General features: G+C 69.2%; 31 protein-coding genes. 3 read left to right on the top strand and 28 right to left on the bottom strand.

Going from position 1 to position 16,811, the window contains the following annotated elements; translation table 11 throughout:
- Positions 1–13 precede the first annotated feature (13 nt).
- The 6 genes from ACH45E_RS44310 to ACH45E_RS44285 are packed head-to-tail and all read right to left on the bottom strand — an operon-like array spanning position 14 to position 3,898.
- Positions 14–634, bottom strand: a complete 621-nt coding sequence (locus tag ACH45E_RS44310; protein ID WP_361449148.1) for a hypothetical protein — start codon at positions 632–634, stop codon at positions 14–16.
- A gap of 48 nt (positions 635–682) precedes the next feature.
- Positions 683–1,096, bottom strand: coding sequence for a DUF4326 domain-containing protein (locus ACH45E_RS44305; protein WP_361449151.1), 414 nt, complete (start codon positions 1,094–1,096; stop codon positions 683–685).
- A gap of 11 nt (positions 1,097–1,107) precedes the next feature.
- Positions 1,108–1,305, bottom strand: coding sequence for a hypothetical protein (locus ACH45E_RS44300; protein WP_361449154.1), 198 nt, complete (start codon positions 1,303–1,305; stop codon positions 1,108–1,110).
- Positions 1,302–1,526: a hypothetical protein gene (locus ACH45E_RS44295; protein WP_361449157.1), complete on the bottom strand. Its 225-nt coding sequence runs from the start codon at positions 1,524–1,526 to the stop codon at positions 1,302–1,304. Before ACH45E_RS44295 ends, ACH45E_RS44300 begins: the two co-directional genes overlap by 4 nt.
- Positions 1,526–2,881, bottom strand: a complete 1,356-nt coding sequence (locus tag ACH45E_RS44290; RefSeq protein WP_361449160.1) for a replicative DNA helicase — start codon at positions 2,879–2,881, stop codon at positions 1,526–1,528. The genes ACH45E_RS44295 and ACH45E_RS44290 overlap by 1 nt, the downstream gene beginning before the upstream one ends.
- 12 nt (positions 2,882–2,893) lie before the next feature.
- Positions 2,894–3,898 (bottom strand): hypothetical protein, encoded by a 1,005-nt coding sequence (locus ACH45E_RS44285; RefSeq protein WP_361449163.1) that lies wholly within the window; start codon positions 3,896–3,898, stop codon positions 2,894–2,896.
- 158 nt (positions 3,899–4,056) lie between these two features.
- On the opposite strand from ACH45E_RS44285, the gene ACH45E_RS44280 reads away from it, so the two are divergent.
- Positions 4,057–4,305, top strand: coding sequence for a hypothetical protein (locus tag ACH45E_RS44280; protein WP_361449166.1), 249 nt, complete (start codon positions 4,057–4,059; stop codon positions 4,303–4,305).
- Between the two features lie 71 nt (positions 4,306–4,376).
- Here the strand turns inward: ACH45E_RS44280 and ACH45E_RS44275 are convergent, their stop codons facing one another.
- From ACH45E_RS44275 to ACH45E_RS44170, 22 genes are all read right to left on the bottom strand, one after another.
- Complete coding sequence (locus ACH45E_RS44275) at positions 4,377–4,868, bottom strand: hypothetical protein (protein ID WP_399042801.1); 492 nt, start codon at positions 4,866–4,868, stop codon at positions 4,377–4,379.
- Positions 4,865–5,251: a DUF6915 family protein gene (locus ACH45E_RS44270; protein ID WP_361439176.1), complete on the bottom strand. Its 387-nt coding sequence runs from the start codon at positions 5,249–5,251 to the stop codon at positions 4,865–4,867. Before ACH45E_RS44270 ends, ACH45E_RS44275 begins: the two co-directional genes overlap by 4 nt.
- 56 nt (positions 5,252–5,307) lie before the next feature.
- Positions 5,308–5,535: a hypothetical protein gene (locus tag ACH45E_RS44265; RefSeq protein WP_361439178.1), complete on the bottom strand. Its 228-nt coding sequence runs from the start codon at positions 5,533–5,535 to the stop codon at positions 5,308–5,310.
- A complete protein-coding gene (locus ACH45E_RS44260; protein WP_361439180.1) occupies positions 5,535–5,861 on the bottom strand; it encodes a hypothetical protein in 327 nt (108 codons plus the stop codon). The genes ACH45E_RS44265 and ACH45E_RS44260 overlap by 1 nt, the downstream gene beginning before the upstream one ends.
- A gap of 12 nt (positions 5,862–5,873) precedes the next feature.
- Complete coding sequence (locus ACH45E_RS44255; RefSeq protein ID WP_361439182.1) at positions 5,874–6,218, bottom strand: hypothetical protein; 345 nt, start codon at positions 6,216–6,218, stop codon at positions 5,874–5,876.
- Positions 6,218–6,466, bottom strand: coding sequence for a hypothetical protein (locus ACH45E_RS44250; RefSeq protein ID WP_361439184.1), 249 nt, complete (start codon positions 6,464–6,466; stop codon positions 6,218–6,220). Before ACH45E_RS44250 ends, ACH45E_RS44255 begins: the two co-directional genes overlap by 1 nt.
- Positions 6,466–7,170, bottom strand: coding sequence for a WhiB family transcriptional regulator (locus ACH45E_RS44245; protein WP_361439186.1), 705 nt, complete (start codon positions 7,168–7,170; stop codon positions 6,466–6,468). Before ACH45E_RS44245 ends, ACH45E_RS44250 begins: the two co-directional genes overlap by 1 nt.
- Positions 7,167–7,895, bottom strand: coding sequence for a hypothetical protein (locus tag ACH45E_RS44240; RefSeq protein WP_361439188.1), 729 nt, complete (start codon positions 7,893–7,895; stop codon positions 7,167–7,169). The genes ACH45E_RS44245 and ACH45E_RS44240 overlap by 4 nt, the downstream gene beginning before the upstream one ends.
- On the bottom strand, positions 7,892–8,326 hold the full coding sequence (locus ACH45E_RS44235; protein ID WP_361439190.1) for a hypothetical protein: 435 nt from the start codon (positions 8,324–8,326) through the stop codon (positions 7,892–7,894). Before ACH45E_RS44235 ends, ACH45E_RS44240 begins: the two co-directional genes overlap by 4 nt.
- Positions 8,323–8,607, bottom strand: a complete 285-nt coding sequence (locus ACH45E_RS44230) for a hypothetical protein (RefSeq protein ID WP_361439192.1) — start codon at positions 8,605–8,607, stop codon at positions 8,323–8,325. The genes ACH45E_RS44235 and ACH45E_RS44230 overlap by 4 nt, the downstream gene beginning before the upstream one ends.
- Positions 8,607–8,972, bottom strand: a complete 366-nt coding sequence (locus ACH45E_RS44225; protein ID WP_361439194.1) for a hypothetical protein — start codon at positions 8,970–8,972, stop codon at positions 8,607–8,609. The genes ACH45E_RS44230 and ACH45E_RS44225 overlap by 1 nt, the downstream gene beginning before the upstream one ends.
- Positions 8,972–9,700 (bottom strand): 3'-5' exonuclease, encoded by a 729-nt coding sequence (locus ACH45E_RS44220; RefSeq protein ID WP_361439196.1) that lies wholly within the window; start codon positions 9,698–9,700, stop codon positions 8,972–8,974. Before ACH45E_RS44220 ends, ACH45E_RS44225 begins: the two co-directional genes overlap by 1 nt.
- An 86-nt stretch (positions 9,701–9,786) precedes the next feature.
- Positions 9,787–10,827, bottom strand: coding sequence for a hypothetical protein (locus ACH45E_RS44215; RefSeq protein ID WP_361439198.1), 1,041 nt, complete (start codon positions 10,825–10,827; stop codon positions 9,787–9,789).
- Positions 10,827–11,681 (bottom strand): hypothetical protein, encoded by an 855-nt coding sequence (locus ACH45E_RS44210; RefSeq protein WP_399042796.1) that lies wholly within the window; start codon positions 11,679–11,681, stop codon positions 10,827–10,829. The genes ACH45E_RS44215 and ACH45E_RS44210 overlap by 1 nt, the downstream gene beginning before the upstream one ends.
- Positions 11,672–11,845, bottom strand: a complete 174-nt coding sequence (locus ACH45E_RS44205) for a hypothetical protein (protein WP_361439202.1) — start codon at positions 11,843–11,845, stop codon at positions 11,672–11,674. The genes ACH45E_RS44210 and ACH45E_RS44205 overlap by 10 nt, the downstream gene beginning before the upstream one ends.
- Positions 11,842–12,156, bottom strand: a complete 315-nt coding sequence (locus ACH45E_RS44200) for a hypothetical protein (protein ID WP_361439204.1) — start codon at positions 12,154–12,156, stop codon at positions 11,842–11,844. The genes ACH45E_RS44205 and ACH45E_RS44200 overlap by 4 nt, the downstream gene beginning before the upstream one ends.
- The gene (locus ACH45E_RS44195; protein ID WP_361439206.1) at positions 12,153–12,527 is read right to left on the bottom strand and encodes a hypothetical protein; all 375 of its coding nucleotides are present in this window, start codon (positions 12,525–12,527) and stop codon (positions 12,153–12,155) included. Before ACH45E_RS44195 ends, ACH45E_RS44200 begins: the two co-directional genes overlap by 4 nt.
- A complete protein-coding gene (locus ACH45E_RS44190) occupies positions 12,524–12,799 on the bottom strand; it encodes a hypothetical protein (protein ID WP_361439208.1) in 276 nt (91 codons plus the stop codon). The genes ACH45E_RS44195 and ACH45E_RS44190 overlap by 4 nt, the downstream gene beginning before the upstream one ends.
- Positions 12,796–13,260, bottom strand: a complete 465-nt coding sequence (locus tag ACH45E_RS44185) for a hypothetical protein (RefSeq protein ID WP_361439210.1) — start codon at positions 13,258–13,260, stop codon at positions 12,796–12,798. The genes ACH45E_RS44190 and ACH45E_RS44185 overlap by 4 nt, the downstream gene beginning before the upstream one ends.
- Complete coding sequence (locus tag ACH45E_RS44180) at positions 13,257–13,664, bottom strand: hypothetical protein (protein WP_361439212.1); 408 nt, start codon at positions 13,662–13,664, stop codon at positions 13,257–13,259. The genes ACH45E_RS44185 and ACH45E_RS44180 overlap by 4 nt, the downstream gene beginning before the upstream one ends.
- Before the next feature lie 96 nt (positions 13,665–13,760).
- The gene (locus ACH45E_RS44175) at positions 13,761–14,063 is read right to left on the bottom strand and encodes a DNA-binding protein (protein ID WP_361439214.1); all 303 of its coding nucleotides are present in this window, start codon (positions 14,061–14,063) and stop codon (positions 13,761–13,763) included.
- Between the two features lie 3 nt (positions 14,064–14,066).
- Entirely contained in the window at positions 14,067–14,330 is a 264-nt protein-coding gene (locus tag ACH45E_RS44170) for a helix-turn-helix transcriptional regulator (RefSeq protein ID WP_361439216.1), read from the bottom strand.
- 175 nt (positions 14,331–14,505) lie between these two features.
- Here ACH45E_RS44170 and ACH45E_RS44165 point away from each other — a divergent pair, with 175 nt between their 5' ends.
- Together ACH45E_RS44165 and ACH45E_RS44160 are read left to right on the top strand one after the other, a co-directional pair.
- Positions 14,506–14,922 (top strand): helix-turn-helix transcriptional regulator, encoded by a 417-nt coding sequence (locus ACH45E_RS44165; protein ID WP_361439218.1) that lies wholly within the window; start codon positions 14,506–14,508, stop codon positions 14,920–14,922.
- 432 nt (positions 14,923–15,354) lie between these two features.
- Positions 15,355–16,728 (top strand): integrase, encoded by a 1,374-nt coding sequence (locus tag ACH45E_RS44160; RefSeq protein ID WP_361439220.1) that lies wholly within the window; start codon positions 15,355–15,357, stop codon positions 16,726–16,728.
- Positions 16,729–16,811 lie beyond the last annotated feature (83 nt).

Below are 16,811 nucleotides of genomic sequence, written 5' to 3'. Positions count from 1 at the left end.
TGGTTGGGCGGGCTTAGACGGAGGGCAGGGGGGCGGGTTCGTCCCAGACGGCGGCACCGGCCTGACGGCCGTCGAGGATGAGCGTCCCGGCATGCGAGTCGACGTCGCGGCGGTAGTGGCTGGCAGGCTCGGTGCACACGGTCTCCGGGTAGCGGTGGTGCCGGGCTCCGCACTGCCCGGTGCCGGTCTCGGTCTCGCAGCCGGGGCAGTCGTCGATGTGCTCGGGGTCGTCGCTGTCGTCGGCGACCACATGCGACTCCTCGGCGGGCTCCTGGATCGCCTGTCGGACGGCGGTGACCCACTCGGGGACGGGGAGCGGGTGCTCCCAGCGCGTGGCCTGCTTCTCGGCGGCGTCGCACAAGGCCGTGACGGCGGCCACCTGGGCGCGGAGGCGGTGGACTTCGGCGAGCAGCGCGGCAACGTCCTCCCGGGCGTGCTTCACGAACTCCCGGTCAGCTTCGGCGTCCTCCCCGTCACCGAAGTTGAGGGTGCCGACGCCCCGCAGGTACGGGCCGGAGACGTTGGCGTAGAAGTCCGGGCCGTAGGCGGCGTGCTCTTCCCACGGTCCGGGTGTGGCGGCCTGGGCGCGGGCGGCGATCTCGTCGAGCTGCTGTTGGGTGAGGGGTTCGGTCATGGCGGGCTCCTGGGTGGGCGGGTGTGATGGTTTGCGGTGTTGTGGGGCTCAGGCGGCAAGGTTGGCGAGGGCCAGCAGGACGTCGGCGTGGCAGGGCTGGTCTGTCGGGCACCAGCACATGAGGTCTCGGCCGGCGAGTTCGGCGCGCGCCGCCTGTGCCAGGTCCGGTCGCTGGTCGAGCCAGTCGCGGAACATGGCCACGGCCTGCTCGCGGGTGGCGTCCTGGACGAGGTGCCAGGTGATGGTCTTGTCGGGGTGGACGAAGGCGTGGCGCTGGCCGGAGGTCTTGCCGAGGCGGCCTTCGCGCTCCCACTCGGAGCCGTCGAGGGCGGGCATGCGGATCTGGGTGCAGGGGTTGCCCCAGCGGGTGCCGCGGCCGACGTAGACGATGCCGAGCGGGTTGGTGGTGTGGTCCTGTGCGCGCCAGCCTTTGGTGCGGCGGCGTTGGATGCGGGTGGGCATGGCGGGTCCTTTCAGGCGGCGTTCTGGCGGGCGGCGGGGGTCTTGCGGGGGCGTTGGGCGTCTGGGGTGCCGACGGCGGCGCAGAGTTCCTGCCAGTGCTGGTCTTGTTCGGCGCGGGTCCACATCGAGGTGTAGGGGCGGGGCCGGGAGGGTGCGGGCTCGGGGCGGGTGGGGATGTCCTCGGCGTAGAGGTCGTTGATCGCGGTCACGGGGTCTCTCCCGTCTGACAGTTGGTGCACGGCGGCGGGGTGGGGCCGGAGGGGGCGGTGCCGCAGGGCCAGGCACCCTTGCGGGGGATGTGGTAGCCGGGGGTCTTGCTCTCCGGCCCGTCGGCAGGTGGCGCTGAGGTCTTGCCGGCGAGGCTCAGGAGATAGGCCTTGAGGTCGCCTTGCTCCCGCATCGCGACGATGTCGGAGGAGTCGATGTCCATCAGGCTTCCTCCATGTCGACGATCCGGGCGTAGTGGCCTTGCCATGCGGCGGTGACGGTGGCGTTGTGGCCCATGCGGTTCTTGGCGACGATGAAGTCGAATTCGCCGGCGCGGGGGGATGCGCGGTCGTAGTAGTCCTCGCGGTGCAGGAGGATCACGATGTTGGCGTTGTTCTCGATGCCACCCGACTCACGGAGGTCCGAGAGCGTGGGGGTCTTGTCGGTGCGGTGTTCGCTGACCCGGTTGAGCTGGGCAGCGGCAATGACGACGATCTTGAACTCTTGGGCGAGGGCCTTCAGGCCGACCGCGATGGAGTCGACCTCGATCACCCGGTTCTGTGCCTTCGTCTCGGCCTTCGCGATCTGGAGGTAGTCCACGATCAGCGCGGCCGGGAGCTCGCCGTTCGACTGCAACTGGCGCAGCCTGCGCCGCCACTTGGAGACGGGCACGGCCGGGGTGTCGTCGATACGGAGCGGGGAGCGGCGGATCGCGTCGCGGGCCTGGCGCACCTTGGCGTACTGCTCCCGGTCCAACGTCCGTGCTCGAAGCGCGTGGAGTGGCACTTTGGCTTCGGCGGCGACGAGCCGTTGTCCCATCTGGACGTGGGACATCTCCATCGAGGAGATGAGGCAGCCGCGGCGGTGCTTGATGGAGACGTGCCGGCCGATGCCGAGGAGGACGAGGCTCTTGCCCATGGCGGGGCGTCCGGCGATGACGACGAGATCGCCGGGTTCCATGGGGGCTACGGACTGGAGGTCTGCCCACGGCAGGGGGAGGACGTCGTCGCGGGGGTTGTCGTACTCGTCGAGGACTGCGTCGACGACGCGGTCGAGCATCCACTCGCGGGACTCGTTACCGCCCTTGGCGGCGGCGGTGAGTTCCTGGAGGTTGGCGGCGGCGGTGTCGACGATCTGTGCGGCGGTGTCGTGGTTGGCGCGGGCTTTGTAGCCCATCTGGACGAGGTCGGTGCCGGTGGAGATGACGGCCCGGAGGAGGGCCATGTCGCGGAGGATCTCGGCGTAGTGGGCGGCGTGGGCGGCGGTGGGGACTGAGTTGACGAGGTCGTGGATGTAGGCGGGGCCGCCGATGCGGTCGAGGTCGCCTTGCTGGTGGAGGCGGTTGGTGAGGGTGATGGGGTCGAGGGGCTGCCCGCTGGCGTAGAGGGCGAGCATGGTGTTGAAGATCGTTTCGTGGTGGGGGTCGTAGAACGGCTGCTTGATTCCGTCGATGACTTCGACGACGTCGAGGACGGCGGTTCGGGCCAGGGCCATGCTGCCGAGGGCGGCGCGTTCGGCGTCGCGGTCGGCGGGCGGGGTGCGGTCGAAGGTGGCCGGGGTGTCGTCGTAGGTGGTCACGGTGGTCCTCGGTCAGGCCGCGTCGGCGGCGTGGGTGGTGGGGTGGCAGTCGGGGCACGGCTTGCTGCCGGGGCCGGTGCGGAACTTGGCGTTGAATTCGGCGGCGGGGTTGCCGTCTCCGCAGTGGCCGCACCAGCGGGGCAGGGAGGGGCCGCGGTTCGCGGCGGCCGCCTGGGGGGCCTTGGGGAGGTCGTTGATGCGGAGGCGGAGCACGGAGGAGTGCCGTTTGATGCCGTCCGGGTTCTCGGTGAGCTTGGCGGCGAGCTGCTCGTCGAGGTGCCATCCCTGTTCGGTGATGGCTTCGATGAGTTGGGGGGCCATGGCTGTGGCGGTGACGCGGCCGACGGCCCAGGGCTGGGGGAGGTTGCGGAGGAACTCGGCGGCGGCGGTGAGCGCGTCGTCTTCGCGCTTGCTTCCGGCCGGCCCGGGAGGGGTGGTGCTGTTGGGGTCCGCGGTGGGAGGGAGGTAGGTGGTTGTGGTTAGGGGGATAGGGTCTCCCGCCTGGGTGACCTTTGACTCCCTAGCGGGTGACCTTTCTGCCTTATTGGTCTCCCGGCCGGGGGACCTTTCAGGGGTAAAGGTCTCCCTAGCGGGTGGCCTTTCGCCGTCGTGCCAGGCATTGGGATCCCTGTCGGGGGACCTTTCGTGTTCGTCGTCCCAGTACGGGGCCGGCCGACCGGGGAACTCGGACGCCAGCGGCACGCGGAACGTGCGCTGATGGCCCCGGTGGGCGTAGACGTACTGGCCGCGCTTGTTGGTGAGGGGCTTACCGTCTGGGCCGCTGATGGGCACGCGCAGTTCGATGCCGCGGGCCGCGAGCTTGCCGAGCACCTTGCCGAGCTGAGCCTCGTTCTCGAAGCCGGTCTTGTGGAGCAGCTTGGCCATGAACTTTTGGCCGTAGCCGATCCGGCTGTCGTCCCAGACGAGGTCAGCGATGGCCAGGGCGACGACGCGTTCGCCGGATGAGATCTCCTGCGGAAGCCGGTCCTCGAACCAGCGGCGCAGTCGGTAGCCCATGGGTTCTCTCTTCGTGTTCGTGCTGATCAGGGCATGAAGGTGGAACCCCTTGTTCAGGGAGGCTTTCGATCAACCCTGTAATGAGAATACCGTTCGCGATCGCGCTTCGCGACCCCGATCGGCGAACGCGTAGCGCGACCGTGACGAGGTGTGCCACCATGAGCGGCATGGACGCCCTCGACATGGAGATTCAGGCCGCAGCCAAGAAGCGCGCGCGGGCCGAGCAGGCCTTCAACGACGCCGACACCGAGCTGCGACAACTCCTTGTCCGGGGTCGAGCGGAGGGCAAGGGGCCGTCGCACATGGCGAAGCTGACCGGCTTCACCCGCGAATGGGTTGCGAAGATCGCCCCCGACCCGAAGCGCGCCCGCGACATCCAGGCCGCCCGTAACATCGCCGAGTCCTGACACCGTTCCCCTCCCCTTCTCTCCGGGCCCCGCACCGTGTGGTGCGGGGCTTTACTGCGTGCGCTGGCCGGTCAGTCGTGGCTGTAGAACTCGACCTCGATGCCGTTACGGCGGACGGTCACCTGGGCGTGGTCGCCGAACGCGTCGAGCAGAACGTTTTCGAAGTGGCCGCCCTCGACGGCGCTCTCCAGCGCTTTGCAGCACAGGTAGCGGGCCTCGTCCGGTCCCTCGTACGGATCGGTCACCCAAGTGCCGGTGGCCTCGTCGCGGTGGCCGGGGATCTTGCCCAGACTGCGGTGGCCCCACATCTCCAGGTCGTCCTCGTCGGCGTCCTCATCGGCGGTGGTCCGCACCCACGTGCCGTGAACGCCGAAGGTGCAGGGATCACCGTCGTTGAAGTACGGCGTGTACTGCCGCCACCCGAACTCGACGATCGTCGGGTCGTCGAGGACGGCCTGGAGGATCGGCTGGAGTTCCTCGATGGGCTTCTGCTCGACGCGGGTGTCGCCGCGGGTGATGTCGCCCTGGACGGGGATGCCGAGGAAGTTGCGGGCGTCGGTCACTGGGTGCCTCCAGAAGGCTGGTTGAGGAGCAGGTGGGAGAGCGGGACGGTCTTGCGCTGGGAGCCGGACATCCACGGGGCGATGGGCATGCCGTCGATGTAGTCCGCGGGGCTGGGCAGCCAGCCGAGGTCCTCGAGGACGTGCTGTTCGGCGATGAGCCGGACCGGGACTTGCACGGTCGAGCGGGCCTTGGGGACGTCGAGGGTGACGCCGAAGATGCGCTGGCAGAGCCAGACGCCCTCGGTGTGGTGGTAGAGGGAGCGGTGCCGGACGTCGCCGATGATCCGCTTTGAGCTGTCGATGAACTCGTGGATGGGCAGGTACAGGTCGGGGCTGCCGCCCCACTTGCGGGCGCTGCTCTGGGCGTGGTGCCAGGAGTTCACGCGTGTTCTCCTTGGGGTAGGTGGCCCCGCTGGATACGCCCCGGCGGGGCTGCGGGTCAGGTGGTCGACTGGTCGGGCGTGAACTGGCGGACCCACTGGCCGCGCTTCCCGCCCTTGCCGCGCTCGTGGCGAGACGGGTTCGACAGGTGCCAGCACTGGCAGGCGCGGGCCCGGTACCAGATCAGGTGGGGTTTGCCGCGCATCGCGGCCTGGACGCAGGCGAGCTGGGCGACGGCTTCGGAGCCGTACCGGTGCTTGCCGCACGGCTGGGGGCAGCGGGCCATCAGGCGACCCGTCCGGCTTGTGCGGCGCGGGTGCCGCGCCAGACGGCGACCGCGGACTTCTCACCGGTCGGCCGGCTGGACCGGTCAAACCCGCAGTGCTCGATCACCCGGCCGCGGACGAGGGCCTGCGTGAGGTTCCCCCAGTCCGCGCGCGGGTTGCCGGGCTCCGGCAGGTCGTTGTCCGCGGCCACCTCGTACGTCGTGAACCGGCGGCCCGAGCGCGCGGCTGCGACGAACGCGGGCCGGACGAGGTCGCACCACGAGTGGAAGTCCAGGCCCGGTGCGGGCACGGTGCCGTCGAGGGCGGGCTGTATCGAGGCGGGCATGGGTCGCTCCCCTCAGGAGTAGTAGTGGATCGTTGCGATGCTGACGCCGTACTCGGCGGCCAGGACGCGGAGCGTTTCCCCGTCGTCACGGCGGCGCCGGATTTCGTCGCGTTGCGCGGGGGTGAGCTTCGGCGGCTTGTGCCCGGGCGGCCCGAAGCCGGAGCTGTTCCAGCGACGTTGCGTCTCGTTGGCCTGGAGCGGGCGGCCCTGCCGGATGGTCACGCCCGCTTCCACGAGGAGCTTCCGGGTGGCGTACGACGTCCGCCCGATCTCGGCGGCGACCTGGTCGATGGTCAAGTTCTGCCTGTACAGGCGGGCGGCCTGCTCGCTCACGGTGGCGGGGGTCTCGGCGGTCATCACTCCTCCTCGGGGTTCTTCACGGCGGCCAGTGGCCGTTTGTCGCGGGCGGTCGGGGTGCGCAGCGGGGTGGGGGCAGCCCAGTCGCGGGGCATGCCCGGGCCGGGCGGCGGCTCCGGCTTCCCGGCGAGCGCGTTCGGGGTGTGGGCCTGGCAGCGGTGGCCGGGGAGGTAGTGGCGGACCTGGTCGGCGCTGCCGCAATGCCTGCGCTCAGCGCCGATCCAGTGACCACACAGGTGGCCGGTCATCAGGCGGCGAGTTGCTTCGTCGTGCCGGTCCTGCGGAGACGGTTATCCGCGTCCGTGTTCGCCTGCCGGCACGGCGCGCAGATCTCCGTCTTCTCCCGGAGGTGCTTCTGGTAGCCCGGGCGGGTCCCGCACCGCGACCGCTCCGTGGCGTCCGCGAGATGCTGCGGCAGTACACAGTCCGTGACGCCACACTCCGACGTCACTCGCCCATCGGGGTGTTGGCCACGGTCGATCAGGAAGGCAAGCTGCCTCGGGGTGTACACCCGCCCGCGAAAGTGGATCTGCGCGCTACCAGTCCACGCGAGGTGTCCGGTGTACGTGCGGGTGGTGTTGGCGTCATAGATGCCTTGGAGCGTGGTCGGCTTCCGGGGCTTGGACGCCTTGCCAGCGGCGTCCGGGTCGACGGGCTTTGTCTGGTTCTTCGCCCGGTCGCGGAGCTTCTCATACAGCCGCTGCCGCTGCCGCGGCGACATTCCCGCATAGATCCCATGCCGGGCCCCGAGGGACTTGCCGCCCTCATTGGTCATGCAGTCGATCAGGCACGCTTGGGCGACCGGGCAGCCCTTGCAGATCTGACGGGCCTTCGCGATCCCGGCGACGTTGTTCTCCGAGAAGAACACGTCAGGGTCGACGTCTTTGGCGCGGCATGCGGCCTGCTTCTGCCAGGTCTGGTCTGCGGGCTGGGGAAGGAAGCTGATGTTCATGCTGCTGCTCCTGTGGGGATGTTGTGCGCGACCCGGGCGCGCAGGACGGTCCGCGCTGATACCTCAAGGCGGCGGCCGATCTGCTCGTCGTTCAGACCCTGTGCGGCCAGCTCGGCGACGTCCTCGGCGTGCAGGTGCTGCGGCGCGACCGGCTCGTCCGGTTCCGGTTCACAGGCCGGATCGTCGATGTCCGCCCACGCCATCGGCCCGAACCAGCCGTTCTCCAACGCCCAGTTCCTCGCCTGTTCCGCAGTCCGCGACGCGGCAGCCGGCACCAGCCCCGTCCGCCGGTACAGCGCAGCGACCTTCTCCGCAGTCGATCGGCGGACGCACGTCCACACTCCGGTCGCGGTCTGCTGAAGGCTGAAGTAGCTGACCCCGACCTGCCCGGCGATACCGGGCAGCGTGTAGCCGAGGACCATCAGGGCTTGCAGCCGGCGGCGGGTGCCGGTGGCGTCGACTAGTCCGCGCGGGATTGGGGGTGTCTGGTCGAGGCGGACGGCGAGGATCGTGGTGGCGGTGTGCCGGGCGACTTTGGTGTAGCGGCCGGAGAGGATGACGCTGAAGGTGGTGGAGTCGAGGCCGGTTGCGGCAGCGATCTGCCGGTAGGTCCAGCCGCGGGCGACGAGTCGTTCGAGGTGGGCGCGGGTTTGGGTTGCGTCGACTCGCCGGGTGAGGCCGTTGGAGCGGTCGTAGGCGCGGAGCATCTTCTGGGAGGCGGTCATGCCGCCACCCCCATCGCGGCGAGCGGGTCCTCGCCGACGGCGAGTCCGCGGATGACGAGGACGAGCTGGCCGCCCTTCACCTTCTCGCCGAGCCGCATGTCCGGGCCGACGAGCCGGGTGTGGTCGTCGTCGTCCAGCAGGCCGGCATCCACCAGACCGTCTACGGCGGCTTTGAAGCTGGGGTACCAGTTCGCAGGGTCGGCGCGGCGCGCGGACGGCGGGCGGAGGATGCCGAGGACGTGGGCCCGCTGGAACAGCGGTCCCGGCTTCGCCGCGGCGAGCGCCTGCATGAGCGTGGCGTGCTCGGTGACGGCTTCGTGCGCAGCGGCCCGCAGCTCCTTCGTAACCTCGTGCCGGATCCGGTGGTGCGGGCGCTGGTTGGCGTTCAGCAGCCGCAGCCCTGTCGGGAGGGCAATCGTGTAGGTGGTCACGGCTGCTCTCCCTTCTGTTCGTCGCGGATCGCGGCCCGGAGTCGGGCGAAGCCGGCTTCCAACTCGGGGTTGGCGGCCACGTAGTCGCTGAGGTGGGCGGCGAGCTCCTCGAACACGTCGGGGCTGGCGTCGTGGCGGCGGCTCTTCCGCCAGCGGGCGACCTTGCAAGCCGTGACCCAGACGAGCCCGGTGACGAACCCGGCGGCCAGGACGGCCAGGAGCCCAACGGCCAGGAGGACAGCGCCGCCCACCGTGCTCTCGTTGATCGGGATGCCGAGCATCAGGACGCCACCTCCTGCCCCTGCTCTTGGGCGGTCTGGAGTTCGGCGAGCTGCTCGCGGAGCGTGAGGATCTCCCGCTCCAGGTTCACGTTCGTCCAGTGCAGTTGCAGGCACTGCGCGTCCAGCGACTGGCGGGCCCGCTCCGACAGGTTCAGCTGCTCCTTGAGGCGGGCGTCGCCGGTGGCGGGCGTCGGTGTCGGGACGGGGCTGTCGGGGTGCTCGTCGTCGCGGTGGGCGAGCTGCGACTGAAGGCGGACGATCGTGCCCTCACGCCGTGCGGCGATCTGCTCGGCTTCCTCACGGAGGGCGGTCTGGTGGTCGTACTGGCGGCGGAGCTGGTCGTACCGGGTGCGAGCGATGAACATCACTGCCCCTCCGTTCGCTGAGCAGGGATGAGGGGCCATTCGGTGCGGACGCTGTCGGCGCGGTTCTCCTTGCCGGGCGTGCGGCGGAAGTAGTCGGCGAGGGACTCGGCCTGCTCGCGCGCCCACACGATCTGCATGTCGTGGAGTTCGTCGAGCGTGACCTTGCCGATCTCGGCATGGGTGGAGGCGATCCGCCACGCCACCCGGCATGCGGCGATAGCGTCCGCGTCCGCGGAGTGCGCGCCGTCGAGGGGTACCTGGTAGTGGCGGCAGAGGTCGGTCAGCGTTCGCTTGCCGCGCCGGTACGGATCGATCCGCTTATCGAGGACGAACGGGTCCACGACCCGCATGTCGCCGCCGACGATGTCGGCGAGCGGCTGGACGCCGTGGCGGCGGGCCTCCCGGTCGAGGATCGTGAAGTCGAAGCTCGCGTTCATCGCGACGACCGGGATGTCCGACAGGACGACCGCGGCCAGGGCGGCGACGACCTGCTCGACGACCTCGCCCGCGGGCCGGCCTTCCTTCCGGGCACGTTCCGTCGTGATGCCGTGCACGCGGGCGGCGGCCTCGGGGATGTCGACGCCCGGGTCGGCGAGCCAGTTGGCCGCGGCCACGGGCTGGTTGCCGCCGACCTGGACGACGCACGCGGTGACGATCCGGTCCCGCTCGACGTTGATCCCCGTTGTCTCCGTGTCGAAGCCGGCCAATCGGCCGAGATGCCAGCTCATGCCTTGTTCTCCGTTCGGTGGTTCGTGTGGTCTGCTGGGTGCCGGCCGCCCCGCACTGCCCGCGGGGCGGCCGATCTGCGTGCGGGCTACGCGGGCGGCTGAGCGACGGCCGGCCACGACGGCGGCCCCGACTCCTCGACGACCTCGGCCGGGTACGCGCCGTCCTCGTCCGGACCCGGCTCGGTGTCCTGCTTGGCGTTCTCGGCGTCCTTCTCCGCAGCGATGGCCATGAGCTGCTTGGAGAGCGGGTCTGCTCCCTTCGGGTGGACTGCGCCCTCGCTCTGCGCCTCCATCCACAGGTCGCGGACGTCGTCCGACGTCAGCGCAGCTTTTGCTTCGGCGATCCAGTCGCGGCCCTTGGGCGCCTCGATCGCGGCTACGGCCTGGCTGCTGCCGGTCGGGTCGAGCGCCACCGCAGTAGGCAGCGGGCCGGTGAGGGCCTGCCTCGTGGTGACCCCGCGGATCTCGACGACGACCACCGGGAAGTGCTTCGTCTGTCCGCCAGCCACCCGGGTGCGCGGCTCGATTCGCAGCGTCACCGGGACCAGGCCCTTGCCTCCGGTGCCCGACAGGACCATGTCGACGGTGCCCGCGAGCTCGTTCGCGGCGTACCAGGAGTGCGTCTCGACCCGCCACACGCCGACGTCCGGCATGTCCGGCAGGATGACGTTCAGCCGGGAAGTGGCGGCACACACCTTGTCCTTGGTGTAGAGGTCCTGCCGCAGCAGGTGCCACTCCGGGCCGTGCTCGGCGAGGCACAGGCAGGGATGCCGGCTGATCTGCTCGGTCTCGCCGTCACAGCGGCGGACGCATCCGCCCTTGTTCCACATCTCGTTGGCCTGGGACAGCGGGTCACCGGGCGGCAGGATCGCGTCGAGCTGCTCCGCCTCGGTGATCACACGGAACTGCGGGGCACCGTTGCCCTGCGGCTGCCAGCGTTCGACCTTCCCACCCAACGCTTCGGCGGCGGCGGTCACGTAGTGCTCGGAGTGGCTGCTGAGCACCCACGTCTTCGACTTCACCGGGCGCGGGCGCTTGTTCGGGTCCTGGTTGGGGACGCTGTAACCGGTGCGCAGACGGCCGAGCTCGCGGGCCTGCTTCTGCGCGGTGCGGATTCGGGAGCCCATCAGGCTGCCTTTCGAGTTGAGGGCCGCCGCCGCGGCGCCGGCTCATGGCCGGGCGCGAACAGGGCCGGGTACGAGTAGGGGGCGGCGTGCAGCCACTTGGTGGTCTCCAGGGCGCCGCGGAACGCCCGGTGGGCGACCCGGTCGGCAGGCATGGGGACGAGTGCGTGGCTGTTGGCACGGAGGTTGAGGACCCCGGTCCGTTCGATCCGCGGCATCGACTGCTCGGTGTCGTCGGGGAGGAGGACGGTCTCCGCATAGCGGAGCGCGGCCAACTGGAGCGTGTTCTCCGGGTAGACGGAGCGGGCGGACCGGGTGGCGGACGACTTGTAGTCGATGAGCCACAGCTCCAGCCGATGGCCGGGCCCGGTCGGCAGCCAGATCATGAGGTCCGCGGTCCCGGCGTAGCCGAGACGCCGGTGAAGGACCGTGATCTCTGTAGCCTCGACGTGCTCGTCTGGGTCGACGTTCCAGGAGGCGAGCCACGCGTCGAACTGGGCCAGATAGGGGGCTACGACGGGGTCGTCCTCGATGGGTGCTCCGAGGAGCCGGTGTTCTGCGGCTTTGTGGACGCGGTCGCCGAGGTCGGCGGCCTGCTCGCGGACGTCCCGGTGGACGGCCTTGAGTTCCTTCGTGAGCGTCGTCCGGTCGTCGGTGACGCGGTCGGTGAGGAGCGGCCACCTGTCGAGGGCGTACTCCAGGGTGACCTTCACGCCCCAGGGGACGAGGGCCATGGACTTGTTGACGGCGGTGTCGATGACGTTGGTGACGCTCACGAGGTCGGGGCCCCCGGCGGGGTCGCTGTAGTAGCGGCCCCGCTCGGTGTCCCGCGCGTGCTTGGGAGAGGTCACAGCCATCCCTTCCTGTCGGCGAGGTGGCAGACACCGACCGCGACGGCGACAGCGACAACAGCCCCTACGGCGGTGTTGGTGATGCCGCGGACGAGGACTCCGGCGAGGGTGCCGAGGCCTCCGCCAAGGACGGGGATGGCGAAGGCGGTGAGTGCGCGGCGGACGTTCACCGGGCCACCCCCGCGGTCTCACGGCCGGGCTGCTCGCCGAGGACGTCGGCCACGGCGCGCAGCACGTCGACGATGTCCCGGCGGACCCCGCAGCCGGCGCACCCCTCACGCTGGCAGTGGGCGTGGATGGCGGCGGCAGCCTCCGCGGCACCGTGCAGCAGGTCGGCGTCGTGCCCGATCAGACCTGCGGTGACGGCTTCGGTGACCCGGTCGGTGAGGGTCTGAAGGGTGACCGGTGCGAGGTGGTGGTGGCCGCCCTGCACCGAGCTGAGCGCGGTGTGAACGACCGCCCGAACGTCGAGGGCGCTCACGCGGTGGCCTCGCCCTCACGCTGCGCCGGGATGGCCACCGACGGGGCCGCAGCCCGCAGCCGATCCGCCAGCGCGGCCAACGACTTGTCGCGCAGCGGCACCTCGTAGCCGACACCCGTCGCCAGCCGCTCCATCAGCAGCCGCTCTGGCTCCCAGCCGTCGTGCTCGCGGGCGAGCCCGCGGTCCTCGACGACCTCCAGGAACAGAGCCAGCAGCTCCTCGTCGTCGGCGATCGTCTCGATCACGTAGGTGAAGTACTCCTCGAAGTCGAGGAGCAGCCCGTCGGAGATGCGGCGGGTGTAGATCCGCATCGGCTCCGTGATGGCGGGGCGCCGGAACAGGCGGTGCAGGTACAGGCGGATGCGGTTCATCGGAGTGCCCCCTTCGGGGTGGTGGTGAGGAGGATGAGGAGGGCGGCCGCATCGAGGGCGGCATCGCGCACAGCGGCCTTCGCGTTGAACACGGCGATCAGCAGCGGGTCCACGCGGCCGGACTCCACCAGCTGGGACACAGCCGGCCGCGGGTCGAAGTCCGACCGGTCGGCGTCGACCAGCAGGAAGAACGGAACGCTCATGGCCGCGTAGCCGCCGACACCGAGCGATAGGAACGCCACCCAGTCGGCCAGGGTCAGGGGCTGGCTCATCGCGCACCGTCCAGCGGAGGCAGGTCCCGGCCCGTGCGGTAGGTGTGATGAGTCGCCGCATAGTGCTCGCCGTCCAACACCTCACGCAGGGCCTGCGTCGGCGCCAGCATCCGCGTCAGCTTGTCCGCCGACCGCTCGACCGACCTGTCGTCGCGGCGGGTGCGGAGCTCCTGCACCGCGTCGTCCAGCGCCTCGTTCGTCGAGTGCCGCTCCGCCTCCAACTCGGCGATACGGGCTCGCAGCCGCTCGTTCTCGGCGTGCTCCCGCTTCAACTCGTCGACCGCCTGCGCCGCCGTCGCGACCGCAGCCTCCGACACCTCGGTCACCAACTCCGGCGACTGCAACAGCTGCGCCGACTCCAACGCGAACGCCGCCTGCGACGCCAGGTCATACGACGGACCGTGCAGCCACGCCGCCTCGATCACCTTCTTCGCCTGCAAGGCCAGGGGCGAAATACTCATGCCGCCACCCCCAGCGGGCCGAACTCCTCGTGCGCGCGGGTGATCGCGTCCAGGTACGTGTCGACCTGCCACTGCTTCCACGCCTGCTGATTCGTCCCGTAGAGCTCCAGGAACTCGGTGTCCACCTCGGCCAGACGGGACTCCTCCAGGTCCGCCCGCGCCGTCAGCGGACCGAACGCCCGCTCAACCTGCCCGAGCGTCCACGGGAACGACGAGCCCTCCCCGCGGTCCTCCTCGTTCAGCGGCTCCGGGCAGCTGAGGATCAGCTCGCCCCCGCTGGTGTGGCCGGCGGGCACCCAGGTCTCGCCGTTGCGGTCGACGAAGACCGTCTGCGGCAGCGGCGCCTCATGCAGCGGGTATACCGGGGTGATCCCGGTGAGGCTGGTCTGGAATGATGTGGCCATCGGTGGCCTCTCCTTCTTTGGTTCGTAGGGGCGCCGGTTGTCGTGGGGTCGCCGGGCCGGGAAGTCGGGCGGCCCTTCGGCGCGTTCAGGGGTGAGTCAGGCTGCGGCCGTGGCCCGCGTGCGGGCGTTGGGGCGGCGGCGCTGGCGCGGCAGGGTGCGGCCCGTGCGGGGGTCTCCTCCGCTGCGGATGGCGTGAATGGCGGCGCGCTGCTCGCGGTCCGTGACGATCCGTCCGCGGGCCCCGTTGCGTCCGCAGAGCTGCGGGTTGGCCCGCAGTAGCTCGCGCAGCCACTTCATGCCGCACTTGAGGACGAAGGCCGTCTCCTGGACGGTCATGTACTCCTGGTCCGGGTTGGCCGGCGGCTGCGGCTGGTGGTACTGGCTCTTGTCCGTGGACACGGGTCATTCCCTTTCGTGGGGTGGGGGGTTGTCCTCGGTGGGGCGAGGAGTCGTTCGCCGGAGGCGCTCGTCAGTCGCGTTGAGGGCGGTGCGGAGGCGCTTGTACGGCTTCGGGCTCATGTGTCTGCGGGTGCCGTTTTCGAGGTGGCAGACGTAGCGGTGGCTGATTCCCACTGCGTCTGCGAGGTCGGATCGGCTCAGCCCCGCTTGCATGCGCTCCTCGCGGATCGCGTCCCCGTCGACCTCGAAGGTCGTCGGTTGGTGCATGGGTAGAAGCTAACCCTAGTTGACCCTGGTTGTCTACCCCTTGATGGATGTTACTGACCCGTTTTGACCCTCAGGGGTGAGCTTTGCTGGTTGTAGATGCACTGTTACTCACGGGAACCAGCCGATCACATGGTTGGAACTAGCTGGAACTGGTTGGTACTGCGAGACTGTCGACATGACCACTCGCGATCTCGACCGCCTTGCGAAGCACGTGAAGCGGCACCGCATGGAGCAGTACTCATCCCGGGATGCGGCTGCTGACGCAGTGGGCATCACCCGCAACACATGGAAGCGCGTCGAAGAGGGCCAGAACGTCCGCGAGTCCACCTACTCCAAAATCGACAAAGCCCTCGGCTGGGCGTCCGGAAGCTGTATCGCCATCGCCGAAGGCGGCGACCCGGTGTTCGCCGGCGGTGCGACGGTCTCGCCATCGGGCGCGCCGAAGGTGCTCACCGCTGACGAGGCGACACAGATGGCGTGGGATACGGCGAGGGCAACCTTGCCGACCGCCCCGATCGGTGAGCTTGAAGCCTTCGTTGTGGAGCTCGTGGAGAAGTTGCGAAGGGTTGGGATCGTGACGGACGGTGCTTGAACTGGGGGTCTTCGGTCTACAACCTTTTCGCCGTAACCGAATCGTTACCTCCGGAGGCTGATGAAACCTCAACAACCCCCTGCCGTTCAGACGTTCGCCATGTAAGTCTGGCAATCCACCCGGGGAGGTCCCACAGGCGACAAAGGGGGACCGGTGAGTAATGTCATCTATCTCGATCTTGGGCCGACCGGCTTCGGCTACCCGACCCAAGTAGCAGGCGAGAAGGTGTGTGTCCTGTCCTCCAGGACCGTCGAAGACCGCGCCGTGCAGGGGCGCGTGAGGCGGTTCATGAAGGCGCAGGGCCGGGACTGCAAAACCTGCGGCGGCTGTCCGATAGGACGGGCATCGTAGGCAAGCAAGCCCAGCGGGGGCGTGGGCGGCAGGGGTGCCCGCCACGCTTCCCAACTCACAACCAACATCGGGGAAGCGCCCATGCCCTATGTCGAAGTCCGCGGCAACAACATCCGTGTGAAGTGGTGGTCGGGCGAGCACAAGCTCGACTCCGACGGCAGGCCGACGAAGACGAAGCGGTATGAATCCGCAAGCGGGCCAGAGCCTGGCGTTCCGTTTCAAGATGAGGATGAGGCCTACAACTACGGTCTCGACCGAGAGTCCGACGTCCGGAACAAGCGGCACCGGCCGAAGAGCCAGAAGCTCTCGATGGTCGAATACTGCGACGTATGGTTTGCAGCGACCGACCTGCGGGTGCGGTCGACACTGAAATACCGCAGCGTCCTTGACGCCGTCATCAAGCCGTACTGGACTCAATGGACTGTCGACCAGGTCACGCCCGTCGACTACGACCAGTTCAAACGGCACGTCGCCGGCAAGTACTCCGAGAGCTACCGCAACAGCATCCTCAGCGTGTTCCGCATGCTGATGGACGACGCCGTCCTGAAGTACCGGCTGCGGCCCGAGTCGCCGATCATCGAGCAGCGCCGCCGTGGCCGCTACCAGAAGCGCAAGGTCCGGCGTGTGAAGCGTGAACTGCCCATCGAGGCCGTCCACCAGCTCGCCGTCAACGCCTACCGCTTGTGGGGCTACGCGGGCTGGGCGTACATCTGGACCATCCCGTTCACGGGTATGCGACCGCCCGGCGAAATGATGGGCCTACAGCGCGGATTCACCTCCCCGAACTGGCCGGCCTCGGACCCCGATAAGGACCGGCGGCAAGAGACCGAGAAGCGTTACGCGGGAATGCACGTCCTGCGGGTGCAGCATCAGCTGTACTACGGGGATAGCGGGCCGACGTTGGCGGGCCCGAAGTATGACAGCTACAGAACTCTCGTGATTCCGCCATTCCTTCACCAGATGCACAGCGCTCTGCTGGCGTCGCATGACAAGCCGTGGCTGTTCCTGTCGAAGACAGGCAAAGGGCATCTCCTGAGCGCCGGCTTCACCAAGAACTACTGGTACCCGATCCGTGACGGCTGCGAGGAACGCAAAGCCGAAGACGGTCGTGAGAGGTACGCGCGGCCGAAGCTGGACGGGGTGGAGGCGATGGCCGGGCAGGACATCTACCGGCTGCGGCATCTGGCGAAGGAGATCCTCGATGAGGCTGGGGATATCCCGCGGGTGGCGGTGGAGGCGCGGATGGGGCATGAGCTGCCGGGCATGGAGGGCGTGTACTCCAACGTGACGCTCGCGATGGAGAAGCGGATCGTGGAGTACCTTCAGACGGTGTGGGAGAAGCAGGTGGTGGCGGCCGGGTTGTGGGTGCCGTCTTTTCCCACTGCTCTCCCAGATGATCTTTTGGGTGGGGTGTCTCCCCTGTTCAGCGACCTCCCTGTCTTGGGACTTCACTGACACAGGATGTCAGGCGTGGCTCTACTGTTTGTGCTGGTGGTGGCGTGACCTGCGTGCACGGCCGGAGATTGGTTGACCTTGAT

The sequence above is a fragment of the Streptomyces sp. NPDC020299 genome (genome assembly GCF_044387825.1).
GTDB lineage: Bacteria > Actinomycetota > Actinomycetes > Streptomycetales > Streptomycetaceae > Streptomyces.
The sequence above is the reverse complement of the archived record's forward strand: the minus strand, read 5'-3'. Positions and strand labels throughout refer to the sequence as shown.

Excerpts from the sequence above, each read along its gene's own strand:
- ACH45E_RS44285 (WP_361449163.1), bottom strand. The coding sequence starts at position 3,898 with ATGGGCTACCGACTGCGCCGCTGGTTCGAGGACCGGCTTCCGCAGGAG.
- ACH45E_RS44180 (WP_361439212.1), bottom strand. The coding sequence starts at position 13,664 with ATGGCCACATCATTCCAGACCAGCCTCACCGGGATCACCCCGGTATAC.
- ACH45E_RS44265 (WP_361439178.1), bottom strand. The coding sequence starts at position 5,535 with ATGGCCCGCTGCCCCCAGCCGTGCGGCAAGCACCGGTACGGCTCCGAA.
- ACH45E_RS44260 (WP_361439180.1), bottom strand. The coding sequence starts at position 5,861 with ATGCCCGCCTCGATACAGCCCGCCCTCGACGGCACCGTGCCCGCACCG.
- ACH45E_RS44245 (WP_361439186.1), bottom strand. The coding sequence starts at position 7,170 with ATGAACATCAGCTTCCTTCCCCAGCCCGCAGACCAGACCTGGCAGAAG.
- ACH45E_RS44220 (WP_361439196.1), bottom strand. The coding sequence starts at position 9,700 with ATGAGCTGGCATCTCGGCCGATTGGCCGGCTTCGACACGGAGACAACG.
- ACH45E_RS44250 (WP_361439184.1), bottom strand. The coding sequence starts at position 6,466 with ATGACCGGCCACCTGTGTGGTCACTGGATCGGCGCTGAGCGCAGGCAT.
- ACH45E_RS44240 (WP_361439188.1), bottom strand. The coding sequence starts at position 7,895 with ATGACCGCCTCCCAGAAGATGCTCCGCGCCTACGACCGCTCCAACGGC.
- ACH45E_RS44295 (WP_361449157.1), bottom strand. The coding sequence starts at position 1,526 with ATGGACATCGACTCCTCCGACATCGTCGCGATGCGGGAGCAAGGCGAC.
- ACH45E_RS44305 (WP_361449151.1), bottom strand. The coding sequence starts at position 1,096 with ATGCCCACCCGCATCCAACGCCGCCGCACCAAAGGCTGGCGCGCACAG.
- ACH45E_RS44230 (WP_361439192.1), bottom strand. The coding sequence starts at position 8,607 with ATGCTCGGCATCCCGATCAACGAGAGCACGGTGGGCGGCGCTGTCCTC.
- ACH45E_RS44215 (WP_361439198.1), bottom strand. The coding sequence starts at position 10,827 with ATGGGCTCCCGAATCCGCACCGCGCAGAAGCAGGCCCGCGAGCTCGGC.
- ACH45E_RS44165 (WP_361439218.1), top strand. The coding sequence starts at position 14,506 with ATGACCACTCGCGATCTCGACCGCCTTGCGAAGCACGTGAAGCGGCAC.
- ACH45E_RS44280 (WP_361449166.1), top strand. The coding sequence starts at position 4,057 with ATGAGCGGCATGGACGCCCTCGACATGGAGATTCAGGCCGCAGCCAAG.
- ACH45E_RS44170 (WP_361439216.1), bottom strand. The coding sequence starts at position 14,330 with ATGCACCAACCGACGACCTTCGAGGTCGACGGGGACGCGATCCGCGAG.
- ACH45E_RS44195 (WP_361439206.1), bottom strand. The coding sequence starts at position 12,527 with ATGAACCGCATCCGCCTGTACCTGCACCGCCTGTTCCGGCGCCCCGCC.
- ACH45E_RS44225 (WP_361439194.1), bottom strand. The coding sequence starts at position 8,972 with ATGTTCATCGCTCGCACCCGGTACGACCAGCTCCGCCGCCAGTACGAC.
- ACH45E_RS44185 (WP_361439210.1), bottom strand. The coding sequence starts at position 13,260 with ATGAGTATTTCGCCCCTGGCCTTGCAGGCGAAGAAGGTGATCGAGGCG.
- ACH45E_RS44190 (WP_361439208.1), bottom strand. The coding sequence starts at position 12,799 with ATGAGCCAGCCCCTGACCCTGGCCGACTGGGTGGCGTTCCTATCGCTC.
- ACH45E_RS44310 (WP_361449148.1), bottom strand. The coding sequence starts at position 634 with ATGACCGAACCCCTCACCCAACAGCAGCTCGACGAGATCGCCGCCCGC.
- ACH45E_RS44160 (WP_361439220.1), top strand. The coding sequence starts at position 15,355 with ATGCCCTATGTCGAAGTCCGCGGCAACAACATCCGTGTGAAGTGGTGG.
- ACH45E_RS44210 (WP_399042796.1), bottom strand. The coding sequence starts at position 11,681 with ATGGCTGTGACCTCTCCCAAGCACGCGCGGGACACCGAGCGGGGCCGC.
- ACH45E_RS44255 (WP_361439182.1), bottom strand. The coding sequence starts at position 6,218 with ATGACCGCCGAGACCCCCGCCACCGTGAGCGAGCAGGCCGCCCGCCTG.